The organism is Nitrospirota bacterium (genome assembly GCA_040757595.1).
Lineage (GTDB): Bacteria > Nitrospirota > Nitrospiria > Nitrospirales > Nitrospiraceae > JBFLWP01.
Map to the genome: position 1 here is coordinate 309,768 of JBFLWP010000002.1, position 20,465 is coordinate 330,232.

At 66.3% G+C, this 20,465-nt stretch carries 20 protein-coding genes and 1 pseudogene; 8 read left to right on the forward strand and 13 right to left on the reverse strand.

Translation table 11 applies throughout. The annotated features are described in order from the left end of the window. Nucleotides 1-76 precede the first annotated feature (76 nt). The 5 genes from AB1411_03390 to AB1411_03410 all read left to right on the forward strand — a co-directional run bounded on the left by AB1411_03390 (nucleotide 77) and on the right by AB1411_03410 (nucleotide 4,837). Nucleotides 77-847 (forward strand): helix-hairpin-helix domain-containing protein, encoded by a 771-nt coding sequence (locus AB1411_03390; GenBank protein MEW6542635.1) that lies wholly within the window; start codon nucleotides 77-79, stop codon nucleotides 845-847. 189 nt (nucleotides 848-1,036) lie between these two features. Beyond that, nucleotides 1,037-2,338 (forward strand): efflux RND transporter periplasmic adaptor subunit, encoded by a 1,302-nt coding sequence (locus AB1411_03395; protein ID MEW6542636.1) that lies wholly within the window; start codon nucleotides 1,037-1,039, stop codon nucleotides 2,336-2,338. Nucleotides 2,339-2,437: 99 nt separating this feature from the next. Next, nucleotides 2,438-3,148: an ABC transporter ATP-binding protein gene (locus AB1411_03400; GenBank protein ID MEW6542637.1), complete on the forward strand. Its 711-nt coding sequence runs from the start codon at nucleotides 2,438-2,440 to the stop codon at nucleotides 3,146-3,148. Between the two features lie 8 nt (nucleotides 3,149-3,156). Beyond that, nucleotides 3,157-4,392 (forward strand): ABC transporter permease, encoded by a 1,236-nt coding sequence (locus tag AB1411_03405; protein ID MEW6542638.1) that lies wholly within the window; start codon nucleotides 3,157-3,159, stop codon nucleotides 4,390-4,392. A gap of 76 nt (nucleotides 4,393-4,468) precedes the next feature. Continuing rightward, a complete protein-coding gene (locus AB1411_03410; protein ID MEW6542639.1) occupies nucleotides 4,469-4,837 on the forward strand; it encodes a response regulator in 369 nt (122 codons plus the stop codon). 26 nt (nucleotides 4,838-4,863) lie between these two features. Here AB1411_03410 and AB1411_03415 read toward each other — a convergent pair whose 3' ends face one another. The 8 genes and pseudogenes from AB1411_03415 to AB1411_03450 all read right to left on the reverse strand — a co-directional run bounded on the left by AB1411_03415 (nucleotide 4,864) and on the right by AB1411_03450 (nucleotide 11,932). After that, the gene (locus tag AB1411_03415; protein ID MEW6542640.1) at nucleotides 4,864-8,031 is read right to left on the reverse strand and encodes a response regulator; all 3,168 of its coding nucleotides are present in this window, start codon (nucleotides 8,029-8,031) and stop codon (nucleotides 4,864-4,866) included. Between the two features lie 71 nt (nucleotides 8,032-8,102). Further along, nucleotides 8,103-9,041 carry a diguanylate cyclase gene (locus AB1411_03420; GenBank protein MEW6542641.1) on the reverse strand — a complete coding sequence of 313 codons (939 nt, stop codon included), beginning with the start codon at nucleotides 9,039-9,041 and terminating at the stop codon, nucleotides 8,103-8,105. A 269-nt stretch (nucleotides 9,042-9,310) separates the two neighbouring features. Then, entirely contained in the window at nucleotides 9,311-9,943 is a 633-nt protein-coding gene (locus AB1411_03425) for a RusA family crossover junction endodeoxyribonuclease (protein MEW6542642.1), read from the reverse strand. 8 nt (nucleotides 9,944-9,951) lie between these two features. Then, nucleotides 9,952-10,392: a division/cell wall cluster transcriptional repressor MraZ gene (locus AB1411_03430; GenBank protein ID MEW6542643.1), complete on the reverse strand. Its 441-nt coding sequence runs from the start codon at nucleotides 10,390-10,392 to the stop codon at nucleotides 9,952-9,954. 24 nt (nucleotides 10,393-10,416) lie between these two features. Then, entirely contained in the window at nucleotides 10,417-10,626 is a 210-nt protein-coding gene (locus AB1411_03435; protein MEW6542644.1) for a helix-turn-helix domain-containing protein, read from the reverse strand. Nucleotides 10,627-10,726: 100 nt separating this feature from the next. Continuing rightward, entirely contained in the window at nucleotides 10,727-11,071 is a 345-nt protein-coding gene (locus AB1411_03440; protein ID MEW6542645.1) for a zinc ribbon domain-containing protein, read from the reverse strand. A gap of 123 nt (nucleotides 11,072-11,194) precedes the next feature. Further along, nucleotides 11,195-11,656, reverse strand: coding sequence for a ComF family protein (locus AB1411_03445; GenBank protein MEW6542646.1), 462 nt, complete (start codon nucleotides 11,654-11,656; stop codon nucleotides 11,195-11,197). Between the two features lie 57 nt (nucleotides 11,657-11,713). Next, nucleotides 11,714-11,932 (reverse strand): annotated as a pseudogene (locus AB1411_03450) (double zinc ribbon domain-containing protein). A 167-nt stretch (nucleotides 11,933-12,099) separates the two neighbouring features. On the opposite strand from AB1411_03450, the gene AB1411_03455 reads away from it, so the two are divergent. Both AB1411_03455 and AB1411_03460 read left to right on the forward strand, forming a co-directional pair. Further along, nucleotides 12,100-12,762 carry an ABC transporter ATP-binding protein gene (locus tag AB1411_03455; GenBank protein MEW6542647.1) on the forward strand — a complete coding sequence of 221 codons (663 nt, stop codon included), beginning with the start codon at nucleotides 12,100-12,102 and terminating at the stop codon, nucleotides 12,760-12,762. A 43-nt stretch (nucleotides 12,763-12,805) separates the two neighbouring features. Next, nucleotides 12,806-13,732, forward strand: coding sequence for a dihydroorotate oxidase (locus tag AB1411_03460; protein MEW6542648.1), 927 nt, complete (start codon nucleotides 12,806-12,808; stop codon nucleotides 13,730-13,732). A 6-nt stretch (nucleotides 13,733-13,738) separates the two neighbouring features. On the opposite strand, the gene AB1411_03465 is transcribed toward AB1411_03460, so the two are convergent. After that, nucleotides 13,739-13,948 (reverse strand): LuxR C-terminal-related transcriptional regulator, encoded by a 210-nt coding sequence (locus AB1411_03465; GenBank protein MEW6542649.1) that lies wholly within the window; start codon nucleotides 13,946-13,948, stop codon nucleotides 13,739-13,741. Nucleotides 13,949-14,222: 274 nt separating this feature from the next. On the opposite strand from AB1411_03465, the gene AB1411_03470 reads away from it, so the two are divergent. Continuing rightward, complete coding sequence (locus tag AB1411_03470; protein ID MEW6542650.1) at nucleotides 14,223-16,838, forward strand: FtsX-like permease family protein; 2,616 nt, start codon at nucleotides 14,223-14,225, stop codon at nucleotides 16,836-16,838. Between the two features lie 13 nt (nucleotides 16,839-16,851). Here AB1411_03470 and bioB read toward each other — a convergent pair whose 3' ends face one another. Genes bioB through nadD form a run of 4 tightly spaced genes read right to left on the reverse strand, consistent with a single transcriptional unit; the run spans nucleotide 16,852 to nucleotide 20,405 of the window. Continuing rightward, nucleotides 16,852-17,850 (reverse strand): biotin synthase BioB, encoded by a 999-nt coding sequence (bioB, locus tag AB1411_03475; protein MEW6542651.1) that lies wholly within the window; start codon nucleotides 17,848-17,850, stop codon nucleotides 16,852-16,854. 58 nt (nucleotides 17,851-17,908) lie between these two features. Beyond that, the gene (locus AB1411_03480) at nucleotides 17,909-19,309 is read right to left on the reverse strand and encodes a tetratricopeptide repeat protein (GenBank protein ID MEW6542652.1); all 1,401 of its coding nucleotides are present in this window, start codon (nucleotides 19,307-19,309) and stop codon (nucleotides 17,909-17,911) included. Between the two features lie 3 nt (nucleotides 19,310-19,312). Next, nucleotides 19,313-19,753: a ribosome silencing factor gene (rsfS, locus tag AB1411_03485; GenBank protein ID MEW6542653.1), complete on the reverse strand. Its 441-nt coding sequence runs from the start codon at nucleotides 19,751-19,753 to the stop codon at nucleotides 19,313-19,315. Further along, complete coding sequence (gene nadD / locus AB1411_03490) at nucleotides 19,716-20,405, reverse strand: nicotinate-nucleotide adenylyltransferase (protein ID MEW6542654.1); 690 nt, start codon at nucleotides 20,403-20,405, stop codon at nucleotides 19,716-19,718. Before nadD ends, rsfS begins: the two co-directional genes overlap by 38 nt. Between the last annotated feature and the right edge of the window lie 60 nt (nucleotides 20,406-20,465).

Sequence of the window (20,465 nt, forward strand, 5' to 3'; positions counted from 1 at the left end):
CCGGAAACGCTCGGCGGCGGCGATCGGCGGCGGGAGAGGCGGCTGCCTGCTTCCGGCTACGTGAAGGGAGGGCTGAATGAGCAAGTTTCTCGCATCAGGCGTGGTCCTTGTCGCGGCGATGGCTGCTAGCGGCTGCCTCGTTTCGGAGAGCAAGTACAAGATGGCGGTGGAGGAGACCGAAGCCGCCAGGACCGAGTTGGAGAAGGTGCGGGCCCAGAAGAACGCGCTCGAGCAGCAGATGAAAAGCATCAAAGAATCCAACGCCAAGCTGGTCGGTGAGGCGGAGACGGCCTTGGCCGAGTTGCAGCGTTTGAAAGACAGCCGCGACCGGGATCGGGAGGCGATCGAAGCGCGGATCCGGGACCAGGAGCAGAAGATCAAGGATCTCACCGCCCAACAGAAGGCGCTGAAACAGGAATACGATGAGGCCAAGCACCGCAGCGAAACCTTGCAGGCAACCGTGGCCCGGTACCAGAAGGAATTGAAAGATCGGCAACGCCCCGTCGAGATGGCGCCGCCTGCCGCTTTGCGGCCGCAGGCCAAGAGCATGCCGACTCCTCCGGCGCCGGTCGCGCCGGCCCCCAAGATGCCGGCCCCTCCGACGCAGCCGTTGCCGGGAGCCTCGCCCGTTCCCTCCCCGCCAGGCCAGCAGGCCGGCCTAGCCCCCGTGAACATCAACAAGGCCTCGGCCAACGACATGGTGCTGTTCTTGGGGCTGAGCAAAGAGGTCGCCGAGCGGGTGGTGGCAAACCGGCCGTACAAGCTCAAGGGCGAGCTGGTCGCAAAGAACGTGCTTCCGAAGGGGACTTTCGACGTGATCAAAGACCGGATCACCGTCGCTCCCTGACCCAGGCAGCATACGGCGAGCAGCGGGCAGCGAACATCCGCTGACGGCTCTGAGAGCTTTCGCGATGAGCCGTTGGCAGCGTTGAGACAGGCCATTCGTCTCTGGGCGGATGGCCTGTTGCTTTTTGGACTGACTGACCGCAGAATGATGCCGACGCCGTCGTTCGGCGCCGGTGGGAGCTGGGGGCGCGTGCGCAAAGCAGTCTGGATCATCGGCATTCTCGCCGTCGGGTTGGCCATCGGGGGCTACGTGTTCTTCAGCGGGGAGCGCAAGGTCCCGATCCGGTACCGGACCGCGCCGCTCGAGCGGGGCGCGATCGTCTCGGTGGTCACGGCGACCGGCACGATCAACCCGGTCACGACGGTCCAGGTGGGGAGCCAAGTGACGGGGATGATCCAGAACCTCTACGCGGACTTCAACTCGACGGTAAAGACCAACCAGATCGTGGCCCGCATCGATCCGTTCCCCTACCGCGCCCGGCGGGACCAGGCCGCGGCGAGCCTCGCCAACGCGAAAGCCGCCGTGGTCAAAGCCAGGACGGAGATGGCGCAGCGGAAGCGGGAACTGGACCGGGTGCAGTCGCTGGTCAAGCAACAGTTCGTGTCCCAGAACGACGTGGACGTGGCGGTCACGGCCCACGAAAGCGCGGTCGCCCAGTTGGCGGTGGCCGAGGCGGCGGTCAAGCAGGCGCAGGCGGCGCTGGAGGCCGCCGAGTTGGACCTCACGTACACGGTCATCCGTTCCCCGGTGGACGGCGTCGTGATTTCGCGCTTGGTCGAGATCGGTCAACGGGTCTCAGCCAGCTTTTCCATTCCCACCCTGTTCGTGATCGCCGAGGATCTGACCAAGATGCAGGTGGATACCAACGTCAGCGAGGCTGACATCGGCGGCATCGTCGAGGGAGGGAAGGCGGCGTTCACGGTGGACGCGTATCCGGGCGAGCAGTTCCAGGGAACCGTCCGGCAGGTCCGCAACGCCCCGATCAGCGTCCAGAACGTGGTGACCTATGACGTGGTGGTCGGGGTGGACAACAGGGATCTGCGGCTGAAGCCCGGCATGACCGCGAACGTGTCCATTATCGTGGCCGCGAAGGACGGCGTGCTGAAGGTGCCCAACGCCGCGCTGCGGTTCGTTCCGCCGAAGCCTGCCCTCGTCCGCGCCGAGGGCTCGGAACGGACCGGCTCTGCCGACGGATCGGGCCCCGGCGCGGGCGGGCAGCGGCCTCGGCCGACCGGGGGAGCGGGAGCCCAGGGCGTACCGGGGAGGACGGTCTGGCGGCTGGGCAGCTCGGGCGATCCGGAGCCGGTGCGGATCCAGACGGGCATTTCCGACGGGAACGTGACCGAACTCGTCGCCGGAGACATCAAGGAAGCCGACGAAGTCATCGTCGGCGTCGAAACGCTCAGGAGCGGTCGCAAGCCGGGCAGCCTGCCTCCGGGGTTCGGAGCCGGCCAGCCGCGGCGCGGCAGCTCGCGGGACCGCGGCCTCTGAAAATCGTGACGGGTGACAGGTGACGCGTGAAAAGCATGAGGAGAGAATCGTCTGTTCGCTGCTCGTCACGCGTCACTCGTCACGCATCACGGTAACAAGATGGGTTCTCTGATCGTCTGCAAGGACGTCTGGAAGATCTACCGGATCGGCGACATCGAGGTTCAGGCCCTGCGCGGCGTCAGTCTGGAGGTCGACCGCGGCGAATTCGTGGCGATCATGGGGGCCTCCGGGTCCGGGAAGTCCACTCTCATGAATATCCTGGGCTGCCTCGATGTTCCCTCCAGGGGCGACTACCGGCTGGATGGGCTGGACGTGGGGAAAGCCAGCCAGGACGAGCTGGCGGAGATCCGCAATCTGAAGATCGGGTTCGTCTTCCAGAACTTCAACCTGATTCCGCGCACCAGCGCGCTCGAGAACGCGCAGCTCCCGCTGTTCTACCGGGGGCTTTCCCTGCGCGAGCAGCGTGCCAGGGCCGCCGCGGCGCTGGCCCGGGTCGGCCTGACCGGGCGTGAGCACCATGCCCCGAACCAACTGTCCGGCGGGCAGCAGCAGCGCGTCGCCATCGCCCGCGCGCTGGTCTCCGAGCCGTCGATTCTCCTGGCCGACGAGCCGACGGGGAACCTCGACACGGAGTCCAGCCGGGAAATCATGGGCGTGCTCGAGAGCCTCAACCGCGAGGACGGCCTCACCGTCATCCTCGTGACGCACGAGGTAGACATCGCCGCCTCCGCGGCTCGGCAGATCCTCGTCAAGGACGGGCAGATCGTGAGCGACCGGCGCCGTGCGGCGGCTCAGGTGAGGCGCGGGTAGGGACCGCCGTGGGCGCGTTCATCTTCTTGACGGTGGTGACGGCCTTCCGTATCCTGAGCCGGAACCGGCTGCGGGCCGGGCTGACCATGCTCGGCATTATCATCGGCGTCGGGGCCGTGATCGCGATGGTCAGCATCGGGCAGGGGGCCAGGGCGGCGGTGGCGGCGCAGGTGGCCAGCATCGGGACGAACGTGATCATCATCCTGCCGGGGGCCACGACGGTTGGGGGCGTTCGCGGGGGACAGGGGAGCGCCGTGACGCTGACGGTGGCCGATGCGCTGGACCTCAAGAAGAAAGTTCCCTTGTTGAACGAGGTAGGGTGGGCCAAGCGGGACGTGATGCAGATCGTCTACGGCAACCGGAACTGGAACGGGCCGGTCAACGGGATCTCGCCCGGCTATCTCACGATCCGGGACTGGTCCTATGCCAGCGGCGGGCCCTTCAACCAGGCCGACATGGACGCGGGGGCCCGCGTCGCCTTGATCGGCCAGACGATGGTGGAAAATCTCTACGACCCCGGCGAGGAGCCGGTTGGCTCCACGATCCGGGTCAAGAACGTGCCGTTCCGGGTCATCGGGGTCTTGGCGCCGAAGGGACAGTCGGCGCAGGGGTCCGATCAGGACGACATCCTGTTCATTCCGTTCACCACCGCGGAGCGCAAGCTGCTCGGCACCAATTTTCTCGGCTCCGTGGGGGCCCTGTTCGCCTCCACCGATCGTCCGGAGGACCTGGTCCCCGCAGTCGAGGGGATTCGCGAGGTCTTGCGGGCCCGGCACCGGCTGCAACCCGATCAATCCGATGACTTCACGATCCGCACACAGGTGGACATCGGGCGAGTCCAGGAGGGGGCCAGCCGGACCCTGACCCTGATGATGTTCTCCGTGGCGTCCATCTCGCTCCTGGTCGGCGGGATCGGGATCATGAACATCCTCCTCGTGTCGGTCACCGAGCGGACCAGGGAGATCGGCGTGCGGATGGCGGTCGGGGCCAAGCGCCGCCACATCCTGCTTCAGTTCTTGATCGAGGCCATGACCCTCAGCCTGGTCGGGGGCCTGCTCGGCATCGTCTTCGGCATCGTCGGCGCGCGGGCGACCACGGCGGTAGCCGGCTGGCCTACGATCATCTCGGCCGAGTCCATCGTGGTCGCGTTCCTCTTCTCGCTGGCCGTCGGGCTCTTCTTCGGGCTCTACCCGGCCAACAAGGCTTCCCGCCTCAACCCCATCGAGTCCTTGCGATACGAGTAAAGCTTCGGCAATCATTGCCGATGAGAAAAGGAAGTGATGAGTGATGGAGAAGCGTGGCGTGAACGAACCGAGCGGCGTGAAAGCGCTCGTGGTTGACGACGAGCCGACCACGCGGCTCCTCGTCAAGAGGCTTCTGAGAGACCTCGGATGGAAGGCGTTCGAGGAGGCGAAGGACGGGAAAGAAGCGGTGCAAAAGCTCCAGGCCGAGCCCTTTGATCTTCTCGTTCTCGACTGGAACATGCCGGAGATGACCGGACTGGACTTGCTGAAGGCCGTTCGTGCCGACGACAATCTGAAGGACTTGCCGGTCCTCGTCGTGACCGGGGAGGCGAAGAAAAGCGTCGTCTTGGAGGCGATGGAAGCGGGGGCCAGTTATTACGTGGTCAAGCCGATTTCACCGCAGGCGTTCCAGGACGCGATCGCGGAGGTCTTCAAGAACCGCTAGGACGGGGACCGTTGCCGGGGCGCTCCTCACCTGGCGACGCACTCCGCCTCGAGCCTGGTGCGCACGCGGGCGAACTCCGCTTCCAGGTCGTCCAACAGCTTGTCTGCTCGCGACAGATCCTGAGCTGCGCCGATCGTCTGAAGGTCCGCGCAGAGGCGGGCCATTGACCGTGCGCCGAGGTTGCCACAGGCTCCCTTCAACCCGTGGGCCGCACGTTCCAGCGCCTGCCCGTCCTTCCGTCGAAATGCCTCACGCAGACTGGCCAAGCGCCGCGGCGCGTCGTCCAGGAATTGCGCGATCAGCGTTTCCAGGAACTGAGGATCCTGTACGCCCCCGAGTTCCCGCAACACGTTCAGGACTTCCCGGTCGACTGAGTCCGGTACGGGCTGGACGGTGTCCCGCTCTTTGTCCGCTCCCCGATCCTGCCGAGCCCCGTCCGTCTCGGCGTGCTGCGGGAGCCACCGCTGCAATACCGCGCGGAGGTCATCCCGCTTGACCGGCTTCGCCACATAGTCGTCCATCCCCGCCGCCAGGCAACGCTCCCGATCACCCTGCATGGCGTTGGCCGTCATGGCGATAATCGGTACGCGCTGCGCGCCGCGTCTCTCGCCATGCGTCGTTCGTATCTCGTCTGGCGCTTCACGCTTCACGTGCGACGCTTCACGTTTTCTGATTTCACGCGTGGCTTCAAAGCCGTCCATTTCCGGCATTTGACAATCCATGAGCACCAGGGCGTAAGGGATGCGCGCCAGCGCATCTATGGCTTCGATCCCGTTCGCGGCGATGTCGGCGCTGCAGCCGAGTTTCTCCAGCATCCGCACGGCCACCTTCTGGTTCACCACGTTGTCCTCCGCGACGAGGACGCGGGGGCGCGAACGCGAGCGGGCCTCCTCCAGGCTGTGGCGGGTGATAAGCGGAGCGGGGGCTGGAACCGGACTGCCCTGCAGGGCCGCCGGGACCGGATTCGAGGCTTGCTCGCCCGTTCGTTCCATCACCGTGACGATACAGTCGTGCAGGTGGGCGCCCCGAACGGGCTTGGTGAGGTAGGCGGAAAATCCGGCCTGTCTGGCGCTTTCCGCCTCTCCGCGCTGGCCATAGGAAGTCAGCAGCACCAGGCGAAGGGCTGAAAGAGCCGGATCGTCCTTGATCGCACGGGCCAACTGAAGCCCGTCCATGCCGGGCATGTGCATGTCGATGAGCGCCAGGTCGTAGGGCCTTCCCTGCCCCGCCGCCCTGCGAAGCATCTCCAGCGCTTCCTGGCCGTCTGCGGCGCAACAACTCTCCAGGTTCCAACCCCGCAAGTACTGCTCCAGGATGCGGCAATTGGTGGCGTTGTCGTCCACGACCAACGCGCAGAGTCCTTGCAAATCGACCCGGGGTTGCGGCCGGGCTTGCTCGGTCACGGCTGGCCTGCTGAGGCTGGCCGTGAACCAGAACGTGCTCCCCTTGCCGGGCTTGCTCAACGCGCCGATCTGCCCGCCCATCAACTCGGCAAGCTGCTTGGAAATGGCCAGGCCCAGTCCGGTCCCGCCGTATTTCCTCGTGTGCGAGCTGTCACATTGGGAAAACGCCTGGAAGAGGCGGGTCAGCCCTTCCGGGGAGATTCCGATTCCGGTGTCGGTCACCTCGAAACGCAGGACGACGGGCGGTGAGCCCTGAGCGGGAGCGCCGCTCCCATCGGCTCCTTGTTCGGTGTGCGGCACCTCGTGGCCCGCGTTCACCACTGCGACTTGAACGATCACCTCCCCCCGATGCGTGAATTTGACCGCGTTGCTGACCAGATTCAGGAGGATCTGGCGCAGGCGGGTGGGGTCGCCGTGGAGGGCCGTCGGGACGTCCGCATGGAGGAGGGCCGTCAACTCCAGCCCCTTGCTGTGGGCCTGCTCGGCGCACAAGTCCATGACTTCCTCGACCATCGTGCGCAGGTCGAAGTCGATGAGTTCGAGTTTGATCTTGCTGGCCTCGATTTTGGAGAAATCGAGGACATCGTTGATGATCGCGAGCAGGGCTTCGGCCGACGAGCGGATGCTGTCGGCGTATTCCCGTTGCTCCGCGTTCAGGCTTGTGTCGAGGAGGAGCCCGGTCATCCCGATGACCCCGTTCATCGGCGTGCGGATCTCGTGGCTCATGGTGGCGAGGAATTCCGATTTCAGACGAGCGGCCTCCAGAGCTTGGTCGCGGGCCACGGCGAGCTCGGTGTTGCTCCGCTCCAGGTCTCGGGCCAGCCGGCTGAGACGCTGGGTGGTCCAGAGCAGGACGCCGAGCATCGGAATGAACATGAGCGTGCCGGCCGTGCCCAGCCGCCGCATGATGGTCTCGACCGGGGCCAGGATGTCGTCCCGGTCCATTCGCACCAGGATTCCCCAGTGGAATCCCGCAAATTCCTCGGTCCCCCTGGTGGTGGCATAACCGGTCAGGACCGGCACCTGCCGGCGCTCGTGATGCTCTTCGACGAATCCAGGCGGGGCGGCGTTGAACAACTGGGCCGAGGCGACCCCGATCCGCCTCAGGTTGACCCGGCCCTCTTCCCGCAGGATGGAGTCGACGATGAGTTCCCCGTCCCGGGTCAGGAACTGGTACTCGACCCGCGCATGGGTCCCGTGCTGCGCTTGCAGCGCGGTGACGGTCCGGGCAAAAATGTCCTCAAGCACGGGGAGGCCGACCTGTGCGGTCACCGCCCCCAGGAACTCGCCTCTGGCTCCCGTGATCGGTGCTGTGAAGGAGACGGCCACGACTCCGTCGGCTTCTTGGGAAACCGCCGCATCCTGCGCGTAGATTCCGCGCCGGCCTCGTACGGCCAGGAACCAAGGCGCTCCGCTCCGATCCCGCCCCACCGTGGCCGGGTCCGTGGCCGCGACGATCGCCCCCTGCGCATCGGTCACGCCCAGCCAGAGGTACAGGGGGTAGGCCTCCTGCAGCGTCTGGAGGCGGCGGGTCATCGCTGCGCGATCCTGTCCCCGGAACACCGGCATCTGCGCCATGATCTGGAGATCACCGTAGCGCTCGGCGAGAAGGAGATCCAGCTTGCCCGCGATGTCTGCGGCCGAGAGGGCCAGGGTTTCCCCCGTCGCGCTGACCAATCGGCTTTCGACGTCATGGAGGACGATGGCGCCCATCGCCAGCACCACCACGGTCATGGCCAGGATGAGGGCTGGAAGCCACCGATAGGGGCGGGTGTCTAGGGGGCGGTGCATGGCTGCCGTTCGCTCCGTGTCTTTGAGAGGACTGATCGCACTTGGGGCTTCGACTGCCTGGGAGCGACAGCTCACGGAGCGCCGGCGGCGATGCGGCTGACCGAGCCCAGCTCGGTGCGGTTGCCCCCGCTTTCCTTGGCACGGTAGAGCGCCGCGTCCGCCGCTTTGACGAGCGCGTCTGGTTCCCCCGCGTCGTCGCCGCGGCCCGCCGCCACGCCCAAGCTGGCCGTGATGGGAACGATCTGGCCTTCGGCAACCTCGACGGACGCGCGTTCGAGGGCCTCCCGGACCCGCTCCGCGACCGCCACGGCGTCCGGTCCGTTGCATCCCGGCAACACCGCCAGAAACTCCTCCCCGCCATAGCGACCGATCGCGTCGTAGGGCCTCACGGCCGCGCTCATCCGTCTGGCGGCTTCGCAGAGCACCCGGTCGCCGGCCAGGTGCCCATAGGTGTCGTTCACCTGTTTGAAGCTGTCGAGGTCGGCCAGTACGACGCCGATGGCGGCCTGCTCGCGCTTCGCTCGGGCGAACTCCTGCCCCAAGGTTTCGAAGATGGCGGCCCTGTTCCAGAGGCCCGTAAGCGGATCGTGCGTCGCCTGAGCCTGAAACGCCTCACGCGCCGCGATCAGCTCCGCCTGCAGATCCAGAATACGCTGGCCGGCTCGGAGACGTGCGCGGAGCTCTTCGAAGTCTACGGGCTTGGTCAGGTAATCGTCTGCGCCGGCGTTCAGACCTTTGATGATTTCGGTCTTGCAGCTTCTGGCGGTCAACAGGAGGAGGTACATGTAGGGCTGGGCGGCCCGCTGCCGGATCCTCTGGCAGACTTCGGTGCCGTCCAGCTCCGGCATCATCCAATCGAGGATGGCCAGTTGCGGCGCCTCGGCGCGTTGCAGGATTTCCCAAGCCGCCTGTCCGTCGCGGGCCACGACGACCTGATACCCCCACGCCGAAAGGGCGGTTTCCAGGATGCGACAGGTCAGCGAGTCGTCATCGGCGATCAAGATTCTCATGGCACGGCCTTCCCGACCGTTTGGCCCGGAGCCCTCAGCGGTTGCTGCCTTCCCTGTTGGGAACCGTGTCCGCGCTCGCGGGCGGGTCCCCGTCGTTCTATCGGACTTGCCGCTGGAAGTGCTGCTTCAAGCCGGTGCGGGTAGACGATGACGACCAGCCATTGCCCTTATCGGCCGATCCATCGCTCTTCTTGAGGGCGGATGCCCCGAAAATGTGCTGGGTCGGGACTGGTCAATATCGGGTGGTTCGGATCTCGCGAGGGCTGGGTTCAGGGGAGGCGATGAGGAGCTTGTCTGGAAACGCAAGACGCCTTGGAGCAGAGCGAGATCTCCATCCGCGGGCGGGCGGCGTCGTGGCGCTTGTAGAGGTGAATCTCGACGAGGCGGTTGTCGTTGAGGCCCAAGGCTTCGCAGAGGGCGTCCTGGGCGATCTTGAGCCCGCCGTCCACGTCCCGGCGGAGCGGCGAGGCGAAATGGAAATGGATGGACAAGGCCAGCGAGTCGTGCTGGAGGGTCTTGAGCAGGTTCTGCCGGAGCGGGGAACGGGCCAGGGCGACGAGCACCTGTTGGGCGACGAGCGCCTTGTAGTTCCGTCCCACCGCGGAGAGCACGCGCCGGCCGTTCACGGTGGCGTACTGGTGGTTGATGCTCGGGGGGATGGGGAGCGTCAGAGCGAGCCGGTCCGCAGAAACCTCGGCTTGGAGTTGTTGGACTGGCGTCGCAACGGCCGGCAAGGCCTGGAGGCGCGATCGGCGGAACGGTCGAAGCTCGTTGGACGATTCCCTGGTCGCCCGGCCTTTACGGTCGTCCGGGATGGCCTTTCTTGTGGGAGCGCGGTAGGAGGTCAGGCGAAGCGGAACAGGCTTCAGGCGGGCGGCGATCCTGCGGGACTGGCGTGGCACCGACCGGCTCAGAGGAGGTTGGAGATCTTGCTGAGGCTCTGCTCGAGTTTGTAATCGCTCTTGCTGAGATGTCGGCGCCAATCGGCCGGATTCCAGATCTCCATCCGGTTGTACAGGCCCACCAGGACGACTTCCTGGTCCTCGTCCACCGGCACCATCTTGCGCAACCGTCCCGGAATCAACACCCGCCCGGCCTTGTCCACGTCCGAGGTCCCGGCCTCGGAGACCACGTGGTACATGAACAGCCGGCTCTCCTCTTCATCCAGCTTGGCCTTGGCTCCTTCCAGGATCTTGCCCCACTCGCCGGAAGAGTACATATAGAGCGGCTGCTCCGGCCCCTTGATGAAGACGACGCCCTTGCCCTCCGCTTCCAACTGCTCCCGGATCGGGGAGGGCACGATGAAGCGGCCCTTCTCGTCCAGCTTGCACGGGTAGACGCCTGCGAACATGGTGCGCCTCCTTGCCGCGTCAGCTCATCGCGGCCTGCGAGGGCCGGGAATGCGCCGCCGGAGCCACTGTTCGAGGTCCGAGCGCACGAACCGCCATTCTTTACCCAGCTTGAATGCGGGCATGCGGCGATCCTGGATGTATCGGTACAGGGTCCGCGGCGCGATCTTCAGGTATCGGCAGGTCTCGGCCGCGGTCAACAACTCGTCTTTGCTGGAATTGGCGTGAACGGGCATGGCCGGTCGCTCGTCCGTCGTGCCTGATGGTCCGATTCACAGGGAGGCAGTGTAGGATGGGAGCGGGGAATTGTCAAGCAAATCACCCTGCCGATACATGTCAGTCCATGTCAGTCGGTACCGATTCTACCCCGTCCCCTTCCGGCTGTTCGAGCGCCTGCTCGACGTCGTCGCCCAAGTCCTCACCCATTTCCTGCCCCATCTTTTTCATGAAGCGGGCCATGCTCTTGGGATCGTTCTCGTCCAGGTCTCCGAAGTGGCTCGGATCGGCCAGGGATTCCAGGCGCGCCTCGTCGGACTTGGGAGCGGCGAACCGGGACATGACCCGCTCAAGCCTGGCGCTCTGGCAGTGCCGGCAGACGAGCTGGGGCTGGCTCTTGAGGTTGAGGATGAGCTGGCTGGTCCGCTTTCCGCAGTCCCGGCAGCGATATTCGTAGATCGGCATGGTCCTCCTCTAATAAGAGCTTATGGCGTATGGCTTATGGCAGATGGCATCAGACGAAAGCCGTCCTTCTTTCTCTTGCTCTAGCCATAAGCTATTCGCTTTATGCCATACGCTCTTTGTACTTCAAACCGTGCGGGCCAACGTGTACACGTAGACGTCAGCCGCCCCGGCCCGGCGCAGGGCTTTGGCGCATTCGTTGACGGTGGTGCCGGTTGTCAACACGTCGTCCACCAGCAGGATGCGCTTCCCTTCAATGTCCCCCGGTCGCCGAACCGCAAAAGCCCGGCGCAGATTTTTCAGCCGGGCCGAACGGGTCAGCTCGGTTTGCGGATCGGTTCGACGGACCCGCAAGAGGTTGTCGTAGGACAGCGGCAGCCGGAGCCGGCGGTTGAGCCGATCGGCCAGCAGGAGCGACTGGTTGAATTCCCGCTCCTTCAGCCGCGTGGGGTGGAGCGGCACGGGCACCAGGAGGTCGAACGCGGGAAGTTGATCCATGGCCGTACCCATGAGGTCCCCCAGCGTGGCGGCCAGCGCCACCTTGCCGCGGTACTTGAGCAGATGGATGGCTTCCCGCAGGGGCGACACGTACGGGTACCGGGACCAGGCCCGGGTATATGAAGGGCGGCGAAGCCGGCATGGCTGGCACAGGTGATCGGGGGAATACGTCAGCGCGACCGGCGAGGCGAAGGGCTGCCCGCATCGAGGACAGATCGGGCCGCACAACGGCGTGAGTTGCGTCCAACAGACGCGGCAGAAAAAAGGGATCGGGTCGTCGCCGAGTTCCGCGCCGCATGCTGCACATGCCTCCGGGAGCACCCAGTGAAGGAATAGCCGGAGGGCTGAAACGAGCCTGGGTTTCACCTGATGGATGCCCCGGTTGCCGCTGCACTGTCGGCCCGCTCCAGGGCAGTTGTAAGCGCTCCGCTCCGGGACTGTCAAGGGGCCGGCCCGTCCTTGTGAGGCTTGGAGACGATGTGGTATAGGAATGGCGCGTTGCGCACCGGCGTGCGGCGCGGGGTGCCCGGAGCGTGGTCAAGCTCGAGCATGTTTACAAGGAGTATGCGAGGGGGGCCGTGCTGGTGATGGCGCTCCGGGATGTCTGCCTGGACGTGTCGGCCGGTGAGTTTTGCGCCGTGATGGGGCCGAGCGGGTGCGGGAAGAGCACGCTCCTGAACCTGATTGCCGGACTGGATCGCCCCACCGCCGGTCAGATTCTGATTTCGGGCCGCTCAACGCACGGGTTCTCGGACGCGGACTGGACCAGGCTGCGGCGGGAGCGGATCGGAATGATCTTCCAGGCCTTCCATCTGATCCCCGGTCTCACCGCAGGAGAAAACGTCGCCTTGCCGTTGCTGCTCCAGGGGGAGAATGGACGGACCGTCCGCGATCGGGTAGCCGAGTGCCTGGAGGCGGTGGGCATGGGGCATCGGGAACGGCACCGGCCGGGGGAATTGTCCGGTGGAGAGCAGCAGCGTGTGGCGATCGCCCGTGCGCTGATTCACCGGCCGCACCTCATCCTGGCCGATGAGCCGACCGGCAACCTGGATTCCAAACACGGCGGAGAGATCGTGGAACTCCTGCGGACCCTCTCGGTCCGGCCCGGGCAGACCGTGATCATGGTGACCCATAGTCAGGACGCGGCGCGGGTGGCGAATCGCGTCTGCCTGATGAGGGACGGCTGCATTCAATGAGTGCGAGTTGCCGAAACCGATCACAGACCACTGATAACTGAGCATGGATCTGTCCACCACCATCGCCGGAGTCCGTCTCCCCAGTTGCTTCATGAACGCGGCCGGCGCGCTCTGCGTGACGCGCGAGGAACTGGAGGCGCTGGGCCGGTCCCGTGCGGGTGCGATCGTCACCAAGTCGATGACTCTGGAACCGCGCCAGGGGAATCCCGAGCCGCGCTACTACGGGTTCCCGCTGGGCTCCATCAACTCGATGGGGCTCCCCAACCTCGGGTATCGGGCCTACGTCCAACTCATTCCCGATCTCAAGAAGTTCAACAAGCCGGTCATCGCGAGCATCGCCGGGTTCGGTGAAGAGGACTTCGTCACGATCGCCAAGGCGGTGAATGAGAGCCGCCCGGATCTCGTGGAAGTCAACCTGTCTTGTCCCAACATCCCCGGAGAGCCCCAGATCGGCTACGACGCGGAGGCGTCCGAGCGCCTCTTGAAGCGCGTGCGGAAGGTCCTGTCGGTGCCGATGGGCGTCAAGCTCCCTCCCTACTTCGATCCGGCCCATCATGAAAAGATCGCGAAAGTCCTTGCCGGCGTCGGCGCGGACTTCCTCTCCCTCATCAACTCGGTCGGCAACGGGCTCGTTGTCGATCCGGACAGGGAAGCCGCGGTCATCAAGCCGAAAGGAGGGTTTGGGGGGCTCGGAGGCCCGTTGATCAAACCGGTCGCGCTGGCGAACGTCAGGGCGTTCTGGAGGCTCTTCGAAGGCCGGCTCCCGATCATCGGCACCGGCGGGGTGGTCAACGGAGCCGATGCGTTCGAGCACCTGCTGTGCGGGGCGTCGGCCGTCCAGATCGGGACGACGCTGGTCGAGGAGGGGCTCGGTTCGTTCGAGCGACTCGAGCGGGAACTGTCGGCGTGGCTGCAGAAGAAGGGCTACCGCTCTCCGGCAGACTGCCGTGGGAAGCTCAAGGAGCTCTGAGCGCGGTCAGCGCGACGCGAAGCTCTTGGGCAGGAGGCGAAGGAGCAGGGCCTGCCGCAGCAACTGAGCGACGTTTCGCACCTTGAGGCGCCGCATCAGGTTGAACCGATGCACCTCGACGGTCCGGACGCTGATATCCAGGTGCTCGGCAATTTCGCGGTTGGTGAGGCCCTGGGCCACCAGGCGCAGAATTTCCTTCTGACGCGGCGTCAGCACGTGAGTGCCTCCCGTGCGGCCTCCTCGCCGTCCGCTCTGCCTCCGCTTCATGCTTCGTGCTCGCGCCATGATCGTCCTCGCCTCCTTTTAATTTACTCTAACAGAGGGATGCGGCTCTGTAAATACCGAATCAGGGGTTATAGCCAGAAATCCGTCTGAAGGGTTGGCGCGCTTGATCATAACTGCGTATCCGCGCGGATTCAGGGAATTTCCGGTCCGTCGGTCAGGAAAACCCTGAGGCGCGGCGTCTCGTCAACAAGGTGGAGTGCGGCCCATGGTCGGAGCGTTGGGACTGCTCGGAGTCGGACAGCTTGTGGAGCGTCCGGTCCGCACGCTCGTGACCGTTCTCGGGATCGCCATCGGCGTGTCCGTGTCCGTTGCGATCCAAACGGCCAACGTCTGGGTGCTGAAATCCTTCGAGGAGACCGTTGCAACCGTTGCCGGTCGGGCGACGTTGCAAGTGTCCGGAGGAGATCTCGGCCTGGACGAGACGGTGATCGAGTCACTCCGCCGGCAGCCGGACGTGCTCGCCGCCACGCCGATCCTGCAGCAGACTGCGAGGATGGCGGGCGGGCCGCGTCAGGGTGCGCCGGTCCTCGTCGTCGCCCTCGATCTGCTCGAAGCGGCCGACCTGAAGGGGTTCCGCCTTCGCAACGAGAGGAAGGATGCGGCCGCCACGGTGGGGCTGGACGAGCTGCTCGCCGAGAATTCCCTGTTCGTGGGAGCCCGCCTGGCGTCCGAATGGCGGCTGCAGGTGGGCAGTCCGCTCGACCTGCTGGTGGGCACCCGCGTCTATCGGCTCGTGGTGCGGGGCATCGTGGAGTCGGAAGGCGGACTTCCCTCCGCCTGGGAAAGTCTGGCCGTGATGGACATCGCCGCCGCGCAGAGCTTGTTCGGGCTGGTCGGTCGGCTGGACCGGGTGGATCTCGTCACCGATCCGGCCCGGCCGGTGGCGGAGGTGGCCCAAGCCCTCCAGGCCCTGCTGCCTCCTCCGCTCACGGCGAGCCGCCCGGCGCGGCGCGCGGAGCAGGTAGAGCGGATGGTGCGGGCCTTTCAGCTCAACCTGGCCACGTTGAGCGCGGTCGGACTGTTGGTCGGGCTGCTCCTGGTCTACAACACGGTCTCGTTTGCGGTCGTGACGCGGCGGCGGGAGATCGGCATCCTCCGCACCTTGGGCCTGTCCCGATTCGGCGTGAGCCTGCTCTTCGTGGGGCAGGCGACCATGCTGGGGGGGCTGGGCGGACTGGTGGGGAGCGGGTTGGGCGGGCTGTTGGCGCGCGGGCTGGTCTCCCTCCAGAGTCGGACGGTCTCTGAGCTGTACGTGCCTCTCGTCGATCCCGCAGCCGAGGTGTTGGCCCTGCCGCCCGCTCTGTGGCTGCAAGGGGTTGCGATCGGCGTCCTGGTGTCGATCCTCGGCGCGCTCGTGCCCAGCCTGGAGGCGGGCCGGACGGATCCGGCGCGGGCCCTCGCGCCCGGCGACTATGAAGTCGCGCAGGCCTCCCGCTCCGGACTGCTCGCCTGGCTCGGCGCCGGCGGATTGCTCCTGGCCGGATTGTTCGCGCTGCCCGGCCCGATCAAGGGGCTTCCGCTGTTCGGCTACGCCTCCGCCTTTTGCCTGTTGCTGAGCCTGTCCTGTCTGTCGCCGGCGCTCGTCGGCCTGTTCGGTCGGACCGTGGCGGGGGGGCGGGCCCGATGGGGGAGACTGGTCGGCGCGGTCGGCCGGGTGGCGGCGAGCCAGGTCGAGCGGTCGCCGGGGCGCAGCGCGGTCACGGTCTCGGCGCTGATGGTCGGCATCGCCGTCATGGTGGGGGTCGGAACCATGATCCAGAGCTTCCGTCACACGGTCGAGGCCTGGGTCGATCAGACCGTGCTGGCGGATCTGGTCTTGGCTCCTCCGTCCTGGCCGCAGGGGGACGAAAGTGGCCTGCTGTCACGGCGCATCCCGCAGGCTTGGGCCGGCGTCGTGGCTGGCGTGCCGGGCGTGGCGGCGGTCGATCCGTTCCGACAATTGCGCGTGGAGATTCAGGGACGGCCGATGTCGTTGGTGGCGAGGGATCTCGGGGTCCACGGGGAGCGGAGCCGGTATCTGTTTCTGGAGGGGGACTCGAGGGACACGTTGCGGCGGACGGCGGCGGCCGATGGCGTGATCGTGTCGGAGGTCCTGGCCGCGACGCTCAACGTGAGGCGGGGCGACTCGCTGCGGTTGACGACGCCGCTCGGGGAACGAACCTTTCCGATCGCGGGCGTGTTTTACGACTATGCCACCGACGGAGGGAAGGTGGTCATGGACCAGGCCCTCTACCATCGGCTCTGGCCGGATCCCACGACCACCGTGCTGGCGATCTACGTTCGGCAGGGGGAGGACGTGGGCGTGGTGCGAGAGCGGATCCTCGCCCAGATGCGGGAGGTAGCCGGTCCGGAGGAGCAGATGGCGGTGATCCGGAACGGCGAGATCAAGGCCGAGATCCTGGCGATCTTCGACCGGACCTTTCGGGTAACGTACGCGCTGGACCTCATCGTGGTCGTGATCGCCCTGCTGGGCATCTTCAACACGCTCCTGACCTCCGTCCTCGAACGGCGGCGGGAGCTGGCCACGTTGCGGGCGATCGGCGCCAGCGAGCGGCAGATCGGGCGGCTGGTGTTGTGGGAGGCGTCGTACCTGGGCGTCCTCGGCGGGCTGCTGGGGCTCGTGGGAGGCGGGCTCCTGTCCGCCCTCCTGATCTACGTCGTCAACAAACAGTCCTTCGGCTGGACGATCCAGCTCACGGTTCCGACCGGGCTGGTGGGGCAGGCGATCGGCTTGGCCCTGGGCGTGGCGCTCATCGCCGGCTTCCTGCCGGCCCTCTGGGCGGCCAGGCAGGTCATCGCCGACGGCTTACGCTACGAATAGATGCCGTGACGCGTCACGCGTCACGCGCCGCGGGGCTATAGTCCACCTCGATGTCGAACCCCAGGTCGGCGATCATCTTCCAGGCTTCGGGGGCCGGCTGGCCCGGGGTGGTCAGGTACCCGCCGATAAAGAGGGAGTCGGCGGGGTAGAGGGCCAGGGGCTGCAGGGTCCGCAGGTTGAACTCCCGTCCGCCGGCGATCCGGATCTCGGTCCGGGGATGGAGGAACCGGAACAGACACAGGACCTTCAGGCACCGTTGCGGCGACAAGTGGCGCGCCTGCTCCAACGGGGTGCCCGCAACGGGATGCAGCGCGTTGAGCGGAATCGAGTGGGGTTTGACCTCCCGGAGCGCCAGCGCCAGGTCGATCACGTCCTCGTCGGTTTCCCCCATGCCGATGATGCCGCCGGAGCAGATCTCGAGCCCCGCGGCTCTGGCGTGCTCGATTGTGTCCAGCCGGTCGCGGAAGGTGTGGGTCGTGCAGATGGCCTGATGGTAGGCCTCGCTCGTGTTCAGGTTGTGGTTGATTCGGTCCACGCCGGCGCTCTTCAGGGTCCGGGCCTGTCCCTCGCTCAGCAGCCCCAATGAGCAGCAGACCTGGATCGGGACTTCCCTCTTGATCGCCCGCACGGCCTCGGCAATCTCCTGAAGCTCCCGGTCCAGGGGGCTCCGGCCGCTGATCACGATGCAGTAACGCTGCGCCTTGGCGGCCGCGGCGCGCCTGGCTCCCTCCATCATCTGCTCGCGCGGCACCAGCCCGTACCGTTCGATCTCGGCGGTCGAGATCGAGGATTGGGAGCAGTAGTGGCAGTCCTCCTGGCAGGCGCCGCTCTTGGCGTTCAAGAGCATCTGCAGCCTGACCGTCCGTCCGAAGTGCCGCTCGCGCACGCGGAACGCGGCGCCCAGGAGGTCCATGAGCCGCTCATTCGACGTCTGCAGAACCGTCCGGCATTCCTCGCGCGAGAGGACTTCGTCGCGCAGGGCTTTTTCGGCGAAGAGCTGAAAATCGGTCATCGTCCTGGCTCCAATCTGGTTTGGCAAGGGTTGGTTCACGGGCGGGCCGTCCGTCCCTTCACACGGTCTCGAAGGGGGCGGCGATGCCCTGATAGGGGATGGAGCGGGCGCCGTGGGGGCCCTCCTCCCTGTGCAGATCCGCGCCGGAGGGAGCCACCCAGGGCAGGGCCACGTAGGTGTTCCATTGGCCGCAGCGGCGACAGCGCCCCGACCACTCGGCCGACTCCCGCTGGCAGTGGGTGCAGAGATAGGGGACCACGACCCGCTTTTTGAACCCCAGCGCCTTTTTGAGCTCGTCCACGGCATACTCCATCTGCTGCTTCCGCAGATAGAGGTTGGCCATGATCTTGTGGTAGTCGGACATCTGGTCCTGAGGGCCTTCCAGCATGGACAGGAGATCGAAGGCCTCGTCCACCATCTCCAGCCGATAGTAGAGCTTGCCCAGGTAGAATTTCAGGACCGGGTTCTGCGGATCCCGCTGGACGGCTTCCTGGTAGACCCGGATGATCTCGCCGGGTTCGCCCATGTCCAGGTACAGCTCCTCCAGCCGGTGGAGGAGGATGACGTTGCCGGTCTTGGCGTAGACCTTTTCGAGGATCTCGGCGGCGTTCTTGGTCTTGCCCTCCCGGATGAGGATCTCCCCCAAGCCGATGTACGCGGGCAGGAAGCGTTTGTCGCGCTTGATGGCAGCCCGGAAGAAGTGGCGCGCCTTGTCCGAATGTCCCCGCTCCAGCTGCTGCCGGCCGACCTCGTAGGTGATCCCGGCCAGCAGGCTTGCCTCGGTGCGGTGATCCTGCTCCGAGAGATTGGCCTTCAGCAACCGCTGCTGGATCCCGAGCGCGTCGCTCCACAGCTCGAGGCGGATGTAGAGATCGCGCTTGCGCATCAGCGCCGTGAGGTGGCCGGGGTCTACCCGCAGGACCTCCTCGAGAGTCTGCAGCGCCTCCTCGAACCGTTTCGCGCCCTCCAGGTCCCTGGCCAGCGCCAGCAGCACCTCGACGCTGCGTTCCTCGATGCTGCGGGCCTTGCGGTGCAGGCGGATGGCCTCCACGTAGTTCCGCTCGGCGTGGTAGATGTTGCCCAGCCAAAGCAGCGAGTCGGTGTGGTTGGGATCGAGCGCCAGGGCCTTCTCGAACAGCCCGATCGCCTCGGAGGTGCGCTTCGAGAGGAAGGCGTGCATGGCTTCCCGGTGGAGGGTCTCCACGCGCTCTTCGCGTCGGCGCAGCCGGCTGTTGCGCCAGTTCAGGATCATGGTCTTCGTTTCGCGGACGCCCACGAGGAGCATGACGAAGAGGGCGCCGACGGCCATGGAAAGGAGGACCAGGCTGACGGGGCTCAGCTCGAGCGCGTCCGTGGGGCTGAGCTTGATCGTCACCGTGCCCGGGTTCAGCTCCTGGAAGTAACCGTAGATCAGGCTGGCGGAGATGATCAGGAAGACCGTGAGGAGGAGCTGGAACATCCGCTATCCCCGCGTGCGAGCGCGCCGCGTTGTCTTTCCCGTAGCGAGCGCGGGCGCCACCGGCGAGGCGACGGCCTGCGCCGCCGGCAGCCGCACCCGCCTGGCGTCGGCCCACAGCCGCTCGAGTCCGTAGTGCGCGCGGATGTCGGAGCGGAAGATGTGGGCGACGACGTCCCCGAAATCCATGAGGATCCACTGAGCGGACGCGGCGCCTTCGGTACTGAGCGGGGGAGAGCGCCGGCCCGCGAGCGCCTGCGCGATATGGTCTGCGATGGCCTGCACCTGCCGCTCGGATTCCCCCGAGCAGATGACCAGGTAGTCGGCGATGGAGGTCAGTTTGGCGACATGGAGGATCAGGACGTCGTCGGCCTTCTTCTCGAGGGACGCCTGAGCGACGGCGATGGCTTTAGCCTTGGACTCCTGTGCGATCGCGTTCCTCCTGATAGAGTCGGAAGCGCATTATATAGGATTCCACCGGGGCAGGCAACAGGTTTGACAGGCTGAGCCGGCGGCGAATGCGATCCCGGATGTCGGAGGCGGAGACCCCGCACGGAGGCAGGGCCAGCAGGATCAGGCCGCCTCCGGGGATGGAGACGTCGAGCCGCGCGGCGCGACGCCCCTCCAGGTCGCTCAGCGCTTGGGCGTCCAGCGGCGGCAGGAGCGACAGGCCCGTGAGCGAGCGGAATTGAACGGGAGGGCGGGGAACGACCACGAACCGGCAGGAGCGGAGCAGCGGCTCCGGCTCCCGCCAGGTCGGGAGGTCCAGAAACGCGTCCAGACCGATGATGAAGAAGAGTTCCGCCGCCGGACCGTACTCCGCCCGCAGCGCGCGGACCGTGTCGATGGAGTAGGACTTGGCCGGGCGGCTGGTCTCGACCTCGGACACCGAAAAGGTCGGTTCGTCGGCGATGGCCAGCCGCACCATCTCGAGCCGGTGGGGAGCCGGGGCGAGGGTGGCCGACGGTTTGTGCGGAGGATCGCCGGACGGGATGAAGACGAGCCGGTCCAGGCCCAGCCGGTCACGCGTCTGGGTCGCGATGGTCAGGTGACAGCGGTGGATGGGGTTGAAGGCGCCGCCGAAGAGGCCGATCTTCATCGCCGCTCCTGCGGCGAAGGTGCGAGGCGCGGGGCGCGGGGCGCGGGATTAAGAAGATGG